Genomic DNA, 8,136 nt, shown 5'->3' on the forward strand with positions numbered 1-8,136 from the left:
GGGCATTTTATTTCCTGGTTGTTGTATTTGTATTTTGGGTTGGAATAACCCCCCACCCGAAGATCTTTTTTATTTTAACGCCGCGGCCGCTTTCCCGGGGCCGCGGGCAGCTTGGCGAAAAATCTTTTCGCCAAGCTGCCGCAAGTTTTTCTGCACTTTTCAAGTGCAGAAAAACTTATGATTTAAAACGAAAGACACCCCTCCTGGGTTTCTTTCGTAACTATCTTCCTTCCCGTCGCGCAAGATATACGGGTTTCTCGAGAGATCAAAGCCGCGGCCCCCGTGAGAGGGGCCGCGGCTTCAGTTTATGCAGGTTTTTCCGGTCTATCCGTGTTTTTACCGGTAGGTGGGGACCAGGATCTCCGGCAGGCGGTCCGTCACCTCGAAGGAGGGACCGGGCAGCGTCTCCACGCTGCCGGAGCAGAACAGCTCCAGAAACCGCTCCACCCCGCCGATGTTGGGCAGGCCGTAAGGGGCGTGACGGTAGTGCATGGGCACGGCGCACCGGGGATGGAGCTGGCGCACCGTCTCCTTGGCCTCCTCCGGGCCGATGGTGTACACGCTGCCCACGGGCACCAGCAGCACGTCCGCCTGTCCGATGGCCGCCGCCTGCTCCCCGCTCAGCAGGTGCCCCAGGTCCCCCAGATGGCACACGCTGACGCCCCCGGCGGTGAACACCCGGATGGTGTTGGTGCCCCGGAGGGCGCCGCCCTGGCCGTCGTGGAAGGAGGCAATTTCCCGGACGGTGAAGGGGCTCTCCCGCTCCGGCAGCAGCGTCACCCCCGCCCGGTAGTTGTGGTCGAAGTGCTCATGGCTGCAATAGACGGCGTGGGCCTCCGTGCAGGTGTCCGGATAGCCCGTCACCCCGGTGAAGGGGTCCGTGATGATCTGATAGCCGTCGTGTTCGATGCGGAAGCAGGAATGGCCCAGCCAGGTAATGGTCATGAACATACGCTCCTTTTCTGTATTCGTCCGAATGCGGGCATTCGGGCGGGAAGATGTGATCCTGATGGTCAGATTCTATCACAGTTTCCCCCGGCCGTCATCCTCTTTTTTCGGCTGGTCCGGCAGCTTCCGGCCCTTCTTCTTTCGCAGGACCCGGAGCACCACTACGATCACCGCCGCCAGCACCAGCAGCCACACCCAGCCGTAGGCCAGGGCGATGAGAATGCCCTGCACGCCGGTGATGAAGCCCTTCCAGCCGGAGGACAGGGCCGTGCCCAGCCGCTGGACGAAGCCCGTGGCCGGGGCCTCGGTGTCCGACAGGCGGTAGACCTCCTCCAGGGACAGCGTCACCGTGGAGTAGCCCACCAGGGAGTCGTAGTGCCGCAGCTCCCCGGACAGGGAGTCGATGGCCTGCTCCGTGTCCGAGATGGCGCTCTCGATGGTGATGATGTCCTCCATGTTCTCCGCCTTGGCCAGCAGCGCCTGGAGCCGCTCCAGCTTCGTCTGCTGGGTCTTCAGACGGCCCGCCGTGTCGTAGTAGTACTCGCTGACGTCCTCGCAGGAGGTGTTCTGCCACGTGACATGGCACAGCTCCCCCACCTGGGTCAGAAAGCGCTGGAAGTTCTCCGCCGGGACCCGGACGGTGTAGCTGCCGTGGCGGTAGCCGCTGCCGTACTCCCCCACGCCGCTGTCCTGGAACCAGCCGCCGCAGTCCTCCACCAGCGCCGTCAGGCTCTCCGCCGCGGCGTCGAAGTCCTGGGTCTCCAGGGACAGCTCCGCCCGGTAGACGCGCTTGGCGGGCTGGAGCGCCGTCTCGCCCCGGCCGCTTTCCGGGGCCGCCTCCGGCTCCTGGGGGGACGCCATGGCGCCGGGCGCGCCGTTGTCCCAGCCCCGGCCGCCGGCGTAGCTGTACGACTCCGTGACTGCCATGTCCGCCGACGCCGTGCTGGAACCGCTGGACGCGCCACAGCCCGCCAGTGCCAGCGCCGCCGTCAGGCACAGCGCCGCCAGCGCGAGACCTCTCTTTTTCATCCGCTTCATGGGATATCCTCCTTGTATTATAGAGTAGTAGTTATTAGAGCCCCTCTCCAAGGGCTGTGCTACACTGTAAGGGATGCTGTGGATTGGTAATCGCCTCCTTCGAGTGTCCGGATCTTCCCGCCGGACCTTTGTTTCTTTAGACGGAAACGGCGGCAAAAGGTTCCCTCCCCTGTGGAAAAAACGGAAGTTTTTTCATGGGCGCGGCGGTTTTCCCCAAATCTTTTCCCGCCGGGCATTGCCTTTTTCCGGGGAAGGCGGTAAAATACGGCTGATCGTTTGTCTCCCGCCCCGGGAGCACACTATACATATGGAGGAGAACATCATGACTTATCAGGAGATCCTGGCCGCCGCCCGCACCTGCTCCGGCCCCTACTGCAAGGCCTGCCCCGTCTGCAACGGCATGGCCTGCAAGAATACCGTCCCCGGCCCCGGCGCCAAGGGCATCGGCACCGGCTTCATCCGCAACTACCAGAAGTGGCAGGAGCTGTGCGTCAACATGGACACCATCTGCGAGAACAAGCCCGTGGACACCTCGTTTGAGCTGTTCGGCCGGAAGTTCGCCCTGCCCGTATTCGCCGCCCCCGTGGGCGCCATGACCCTCCACTACGGCGACAAGTACGACGACCTGACCTACAACGACCTGCTGGTCTCCGCCTGCGCCCAGGCGGGCATCGCCGCCTTCACCGGCGACGGCACCAACCCCGCCGTGGTGGAGGCCGCCGCCGTGGCCCTGAAGAACAACCAGGGCCTGGGCGTGCCCACCGTCAAGCCCTGGGATCTGGACACCATCCGCCACAAGATGGATCTGGTGAAGGCCGCCGATCCCTTCGCCATCGCCATGGACATCGATGCCGCCGGACTGCCCTTCCTGAAGGGCCTCAATCCCCCCGCCGGCAGCAAGACCGTGGAGGAGCTGAAGGAAATCGCCGCCATGGCCGGAAAGCCCTTCATCCTCAAGGGCATCATGACCGTCCGGGGCGCCGAGAAGGCCCTGGAGGCCGGCGCCGCCGGTATCGTGGTGTCCAACCACGGCGGCCGCGTGCTGGACCAGTGCCCCGCCACCGCAGAGGTGCTGCCGGAGATCGCCAACGCCGTGGGCGGCCAGATGACCATTCTGGTGGACGGCGGCATCCGCACCGGCATGGACGTGTTCAAGGCCCTGGCTCTGGGCGCCGACGGCGTCCTCATCGGCCGTCCCTTCGTCACCATGGTCTACGGCGGCGGCGCCGAGGGCGTCCAGGTCTACGTGGACAAGCTCCAGGCCGAGCTGGCCGACACCATGGCCATGTGCGGCGCGCATGCGCTCAGCGAGATCAGCCGGGACATGGTGCGGTGAGCTTCGCCCGAATGCAAGCATTCGGGCGAGAAGTCCCTCGACAAAGTGCAGGCACTTTGTCGAGGGAGAATTGCCGGGAACCTCCGCGCACTCGCTTCGCTCGCACACTCCGGTTCCCTAAGAGGTATTTTTTCCGCCGCGCATGTCGCCGGAAAAAATGATTCCGGCCATTTCGCCGGCACCGGCCGGCGAAACCAAAGGGGGCTCCCAGCCCCCTTTGGATGCCCCTGGACGCCTGCGCTTCGCTGGGCGGGACGGAGGATGCGGGGGATTCCGCCGCCTGCGGGCGGTGGGGTGTGCCTCGTTCCCGCCTGCGGGCGGGAACATCGGGACGGGGGATGCGGGGGGTTCTGACGCCTGCGCTTCGCTGGGCGGGACGGAGGATGCGGGGGATTCCGCCGCCTGCGGGCGGCGGGTGCGCCTTGTTCCCGCCGTAGGCGGGAACATCGGCGATGCGGGAATTTTGCCGCCTGCGCTTCGCTGGGCGGCGGAAACGACGGGCGGCATCACTTCTTCCCTGATCTTCTTTGCTTCTTTCAATACTTCTGTGCTTTCATCAGCAGTCTTCCGGTTTGGCCGGGGGCTGCTTTTTTTGCGCGTTTTTCGGGAAATTTTCCGGTGTTTGCACGGCGGCGGACAAAATTTCCCGGCCCTGACGCCCCGGGTGATGACAGAAATGGGGGATGGATATGGAACGGACTGCCAATGCCGCCCGGCGGGAGCGGTTCTGCCGGGCGTATCTGCGGACCCTGGACCCGGAGCGGGCCGCCCGGGAGGCCGGGGCCGATGACGGCTTCGATCTGCTCCGCAGTCCCGTGGCCCGGCGGGAGCTGGAGCGGATGCGGGGCGATCTCGCCGCCCAGATCACCCGGGAGGACGCCCTCCGGCGGCTGGCGGAACTGGCCTTCGGACGGGCCAACGACGCCGCCCTGCTGGCCCTGTCCCCGCCGGGACAGCGGCCCGACGTGGGGAGTCTGGACCTGTCGGCGGTGTCGGAGCTGAAGGTGACCGACAAGGGCGTGGAGATCAAATTCCTGGACCGTGTCCGGGCGCTGGAGGCCCTCTGTGAGCTGCTGGGGGAGAACACCGGCGGCGCGGCGGAGTTCTTCCGGGCCCTGGAGGACATGGGCGGAGAGGACGCGGAGGACCAGTGAAAAACACGGACATCCTGCGCTTTTCCCCCAAGCAGCGCCGGGCCATGACCTGGTGGCTCCGGGACCGCGATCACGACGCCATCATCTGCGACGGCGCCGTCCGCAGCGGCAAGACCCTCTCCATGGGCCTGGGCTTCTTCACCTGGGCCATGGGGACCTTTCACCAGAAGCAGTTCGCCCTGTGCGGCAAGACCATCGGGGCGCTGCGGCGGAATCTCTTGCAGGACCTGCTGCCCCGGCTCCGGGCCATGGGCTTCCGGTGCAGGGAGAAGCACAGCGAGAATTGCGTCACCGTCTGGTTCGGGGGACATGAGAACCGCTTCCTCCTGTTCGGCGGACGGGACGAATCCAGCGCCGCCCTCATCCAGGGCTGCACCTTCGCGGGCGTCCTGCTGGACGAGGTGGCCCTGATGCCCCGGTCCTTCGTGGAACAGGCCATCGCCCGCTGCTCCGTCACCGGCAGCCGCCTGTGGTTCAACTGCAACCCGGAGGGGCCCCAGCACTGGTTCTACCGGGAGTGGATCCAGCAGGCGGAGCGGCGCCGTGCGCTGTACCTCCACTTCACCATGGAGGACAATCCCGGTCTGTCCCCCCGCATCCGGGCACGCTACCGGAACTCCTATTCCGGCGTGTTCTACCGGCGGTTCATCCTGGGGGAGTGGACCGCCGCCCAGGGCCTGGTGTACGACTTCTTCGACCGGGCGCGGGACGTGGCCCCCGTGCCGGAGGGGGACTTCGGCCGCTGGCGGGTGTCCTGCGACTACGGCACCGCCAATCCCGCCTCCTTCGGACTCTGGGGCGAGCGGAACGGGACGTGGTACCGCGTGGCGGAGTACTACTACGACTCCCGCCGGGCGGGCCGTCAGAAGACCGACGGCGAGTACGTGGCGGATCTGGCGGGTCTCCTGGCCGGGCGGACGGTGGAGCGGGTCATCGTGGACCCCTCCGCCGCCAGCTTCATCACGGCTCTGGAGCAGGCGGGGTATCCCGTCCGCCGGGCCCGGAACGACGTTCTGGACGGCATCCGGGTGACGGCGGAGCTGCTGCGCTCCGGACGGCTGGTGCTCTGCGATACCTGCGGGGACTGCCTGCGGGAGATGGAGCTGTACTGCTGGGACACCGGCCGGGAGCGGGAGGCCCCCCGCAAGGAGAACGATCACGCCATGGATGATATGCGGTACTTCGCCATGGATCTGGCGGGAGAGCGGCGGGGGTTCGCCGCCACGTGGGTGGAGAGGAAGGTGTGAGCGTTCTCCTGCGAGCGTCAGCGAGCCGCCGCGCAAGCGGCGTTTATAAAAATCAACGACACGCCAAGGAAACCGGCGAAGCGCCGCCAGCGGCGGAAAAAGCGAGCCGGTTTCGAGGAAGCGGCGCGATTGGCGGACCCGAAGGGGCCGGGAATCGCAATGCCGCGACGGTGTACGATATGCGGTACTTCGCCATGGATCTGGCGGGAGAGCGGCGGGGGTTTGCCGCCACGTGGGTGGAGAAGCGGGCGTGATGGCCCCTTGCGAGGGGCGGGGATTTTCCGTGTAGACGGGGGGCCGGGGAGGCCCGGCGGCTTTTTGACCCTCCTCGCGGGGTGCGGTGGGGCGCCCCGTCCGGGGCGCGGGAGAGTGCGGCGAAGGCCGATGGCTTGCGGCTCCGCCGCGGGGACGGACCTTTTTCCGTTGGCACGGGGGTGCCGGGGAAGCCCGGCAGCTTCAAAACCCCCATTCTCTTTTTCCTGGAGAGGAAAAAGAGAATGCGCCTTTTGATGGTGTAAGAGAAAAAGGCTCTGGCGGCGGCATTCCGGGCTTCGTCCGGAACGCTCGCAGCGCCTTGTACGGGGGTTTGGCCCGGTAGTGGTCGATGGCTTTTGCCCATTCAACCACATATGGCAGTTGCGAAAGCCGGAGTCCCGCCCGGATGCTCTGCCGTTCTCTTTTTGCTGCCGCACCCTGGCATTCGCGGAGGTCTCCGGAAGCGCCTTTGCCAGTCTTCCGCAACCACCGGACTGCGGCAGCAAAAGAGGAGCAGGGAGCATCCGGGAGCGCCCCCAACTGGTGAAACTTCCGTATGTGGACGAATGGACAAAGCCAACAGGTCAGCACCCCCAAACCCCTCGTAACAGGCGGGAAAAGGCGTTTCAGGCGGAGCCTGAAATGCCGCCGCCCAAGCGATTTTCTCTTCCACCGGGCGCGACGCATTCTCTTTTTCAAGAAAAAAGAGAATGGGGGGCGCAAAGCCGCCGGGCTTCCCCGGCACCCCCGCCGCGCCCCGGGTCGGGGCGCATTTCCGCCCCCGCCGGGGACTCTGACAGAACCATTCAAACAGAAGGATAGGAGAACGATATGGCCTTTTTCAAGAAAAAGGAACCCGCGCCGGCGGTTCCCTCCCGCGTACAGCTGCGGGACGGCAGCCGCCATCCCTTCGGCGTCCTGGACGGCTACACGCCCCTGCGCACCGGCGAGGTCCGGCTCTACCGGGCCGTGCGGGAGGCCGTGCCGGTGGTGGACGCCGCCATCTACAAGCTCATCCGCATGACCGGCGGCGTGGACGTCCGCTGCGGCGACAAACCAGCGGAGCGCGCCCTGCGGGACTTCCTGCGGACCGTGCCCGCGGGCCGGGGACAGTTCGGCGTCAACGCCTTTCTGGACTGCTATCTCGACTCCCTGCTGGTCAGCGGCCGGGCCGTGGGCGAGATCGTGCCCGCGGCGGGGAACCGGGATATCGCCGCCCTGCTCTGCGGCCGGGTGGAGGACATCGAGATCCGGGAGGGGGACCATCCCCTGGCCTTCACCATCTGCGGCTCCGACGAGACGGGCCGCGTCCGGCCCCTGCCCTACCAGGACCTGCTGCTGTTCACCCCCTTCAATCCGGAGACCGGCAGCCCCTACGGCGTGTCCCTGCTGCGGTCCCTGCCGTTTCTCACCGACATCCTCATGAAGATCTACCACACCATCGGCGTCAACTGGGAGCGGTGCGGCAACGTGCGCTTCGCCGTCACCTGCGCCCCCGGCGAGGACGGACGGGGCCAGGCCGCCGAGCGCAGCCGCCAGCTGGCGGAGGAGTGGTCCGCCGCCATGTCCGAGGGCAGCTCCGGCTCCGTCCGGGACTTCGTGGCCGTGGGCGACGTCCACATCCGGGCCATCGGCGCCGACAACCAGATCCTGGACAGCGAGGTCCCCGTGCGCCAGATCCTGGAGCAGATCGTGGCCAAGACCGGCATCCCGCCCTTCATGCTGGGCCTCAACTGGACCTCCACCGAGCGCATGAGCTCCCAGCAGGCCGATATGCTCACCACCGAGATCACCGCCATCCGCCGGAGCCTGACGCCCATCGTGGAGCGCGTCTGCCGTCTGTGGCTGCGGATGCACGGCTATGACTGCGGCTTCCGGGTGGAGTGGGACGACATCAACCTCCAGGATCAGGTGGAGGAGGCAAAGGCGGAGCTGTATCGCGAGGAGGCGCGGAAATTGAGGTTGGAGAATGACGCCATTGAGGCGGGGAGGTAGATTTTGCGAGGTCCCTCGCGGGGGCTTTCCCTTTTTCCGTGGGCACGGGGGGTGCCGGTTCCCGGCAGGATGCGCCCCCCATTCTCTCCCCCGGGGAGAGAATGCGTCGCGCCCGGTGGAAGAGAGGCGCCAGGGGAACCCTTTCGATGGGGTTCCCCTGGAC

8 protein-coding genes are annotated in these 8,136 nt (G+C 66.3%); 6 read left to right on the forward strand and 2 right to left on the reverse strand.

Going from position 1 to position 8,136, the window contains the following annotated elements:
• Positions 1-181 (forward strand): hypothetical protein (locus ACTNBU_RS12060; protein ID WP_441034288.1); only part of this gene is annotated, 181 nt, incomplete at its 5' end.
• Between the two features lie 155 nt (positions 182-336).
• Here ACTNBU_RS12060 and ACTNBU_RS12065 read toward each other — a convergent pair.
• Complete coding sequence (locus ACTNBU_RS12065; RefSeq protein WP_441034290.1) at positions 337-951, reverse strand: MBL fold metallo-hydrolase; 615 nt, start codon at positions 949-951, stop codon at positions 337-339.
• Positions 952-1,023: 72 nt separating this feature from the next.
• Positions 1,024-1,986 carry a DUF4349 domain-containing protein gene (locus ACTNBU_RS12070; RefSeq protein ID WP_441034292.1) on the reverse strand — a complete coding sequence of 321 codons (963 nt, stop codon included), beginning with the start codon at positions 1,984-1,986 and terminating at the stop codon, positions 1,024-1,026.
• Positions 1,987-2,308: 322 nt separating this feature from the next.
• On the opposite strand from ACTNBU_RS12070, the gene ACTNBU_RS12075 reads away from it, so the two are divergent.
• From ACTNBU_RS12075 to ACTNBU_RS12095, 5 genes are all read left to right on the forward strand, one after another.
• Positions 2,309-3,322 (forward strand): alpha-hydroxy-acid oxidizing protein, encoded by a 1,014-nt coding sequence (locus ACTNBU_RS12075; protein WP_441034299.1) that lies wholly within the window; start codon positions 2,309-2,311, stop codon positions 3,320-3,322.
• A 689-nt stretch (positions 3,323-4,011) separates the two neighbouring features.
• Positions 4,012-4,476, forward strand: a complete 465-nt coding sequence (locus ACTNBU_RS12080; RefSeq protein ID WP_441034294.1) for a terminase small subunit — start codon at positions 4,012-4,014, stop codon at positions 4,474-4,476.
• Between the two features lie 44 nt (positions 4,477-4,520).
• Complete coding sequence (locus ACTNBU_RS12085) at positions 4,521-5,723, forward strand: PBSX family phage terminase large subunit (protein ID WP_441034301.1); 1,203 nt, start codon at positions 4,521-4,523, stop codon at positions 5,721-5,723.
• The gene (locus ACTNBU_RS12090; protein ID WP_441034296.1) at positions 5,720-5,977 is read left to right on the forward strand and encodes a hypothetical protein; all 258 of its coding nucleotides are present in this window, start codon (positions 5,720-5,722) and stop codon (positions 5,975-5,977) included. Before ACTNBU_RS12085 ends, ACTNBU_RS12090 begins: the two co-directional genes overlap by 4 nt.
• Positions 5,978-6,809: 832 nt before the next feature.
• Positions 6,810-7,973 carry a serine/threonine protein phosphatase gene (locus ACTNBU_RS12095; protein WP_441034297.1) on the forward strand — a complete coding sequence of 388 codons (1,164 nt, stop codon included), beginning with the start codon at positions 6,810-6,812 and terminating at the stop codon, positions 7,971-7,973.
• Positions 7,974-8,136: the final 163 nt, after the last annotated feature.

The sequence above is a fragment of the Dysosmobacter sp. HCP28S3_G4 genome, assembly GCF_052065175.1.
GTDB lineage: Bacteria > Bacillota > Clostridia > Oscillospirales > Oscillospiraceae > Oscillibacter.